This is a genomic window from Bifidobacterium tissieri (genome assembly GCF_002259645.1).
Classification (GTDB): domain Bacteria; phylum Actinomycetota; class Actinomycetes; order Actinomycetales; family Bifidobacteriaceae; genus Galliscardovia; species Galliscardovia tissieri.
This window is the reverse complement of the sequence record NZ_MWWV01000037.1, coordinates 1-1,352: the sequence shown is the minus strand read 5'-3', so window position 1 is coordinate 1,352 and position 1,352 is coordinate 1. Positions and strand designations below refer to the sequence as shown.

General features: G+C 60.5%; 1 protein-coding gene. It reads left to right on the top strand.

Annotation, left to right across the window (positions count from 1 at the left end):
* Nucleotides 1-124: 124 nt before the first annotated feature.
* Complete coding sequence (locus BTIS_RS11590; protein WP_094662882.1) at nucleotides 125-817, top strand: L-ribulose-5-phosphate 4-epimerase; 693 nt, start codon at nucleotides 125-127, stop codon at nucleotides 815-817.
* Nucleotides 818-1,352 lie beyond the last annotated feature (535 nt).

Here is a 1,352-nt window from a genome sequence, read left to right as displayed (position 1 = left end):
TCGACGGACTGTTCGACAAGATCGGCATCGTTCAGGAACCCATCCTGAGCCGTGCCGCCTGATCACTACGATCGTAGAATACACGAAAACACTAGCCAGCAATTGAAAGGATAGGTTACGAGTTATGGCTACTTTGGCTGATTATGGTCCTGAGGTGCGTGCCGAGGTCAAGCAGGTGCGTGAGGTGGTCTCCACGTTGCATCAGCAGTTGATCAAGTGGAATCTGGTGGTGTGGACGGCGGGTAACGTGTCGCAGCGTCTGCATACGGCGGATCTGTTCGTGATCAAGCCGTCGGGCGTGCGCTATGAGAACCTGACGCCGAACTCGATGGTCGTGGTGGATCTGGACGGCAACGTGGTCGACGGCACCGAGGCCCCCTCCTCGGATACGGCGTCGCATGCGTACATCTACCGTCATATGCCGGACGTGTATGGTGTGGTGCACACGCATTCGACGTATGCGACGGCGTGGGCGGCGACGGGTCAGAACATCCCGTGCGGGCTGACGATGATGGGTGACGAGTTCGGTGGCCCGGTGCCGGTGGGCCCGTTCCGTCTGATCGGTTCGGAGGCGATCGGCGAGGGCGTGGTCGAGACGCTGAGGAAGTATCCGAAGTCTCCGGCGGTGCTGATGCAGAACCATGGCCCGTTCACGATCGGCAGGGACGCGGAGGGCGCGGTGAAGGCCGCGGCGATGACCGAGGAGGTCGCGCATACGATGTGGGCGGCCCGTCAGCTGGGCGAGATCATCGAGATCGATCAGGCGGACATCGACAAGCTCAACGACCGCTACCAGAACGTGTACGGCCAGCACTGACGTGCCGGGGCGCCTCCCGCGTTGCGCGGGGCTCGGCGTACCGTTGTACGCCTTCGTCCCGCGCGCCTTGGAGTCGCACGCATCACGCCGGTGCCGCGGCCCGCGTCGCCGGTGCGCGCCCCGTTAGTGTGAGGCCTTTCGTTGGTGTGAGCTCACACTAGCGTCGTAGGCCTCCGAATCGTTGGAATTTCAACACCCCCGTCTTTTGGTGTGATCACACTAAGGGATGGGGGTGTCTGCTATTCGGGCAGATTTTGGAATATGGGATTGCGCGTGGTCCTGAGGGTGTCGCGCACCCCGTTGGTGTGAGTCCCGTCGCTGGTGTGAGCTCACACTAGCGTCGTAGGCCTGCAAAACGTTGAAATTCCAACGTCCCCGTCTTTTGGTGTGATCACACTAAGGGACGGGGCGCTCTCTATTCGGGCAGGTTTTGGAATATGAGATTGCGCGCGCGGTTAAGTATGGGAGTAGGTGTGGAGNGAACAGGACGGGGGTGTGGTGGCCGACTTGATTTCTTAATTCTTCTGATGTTGTG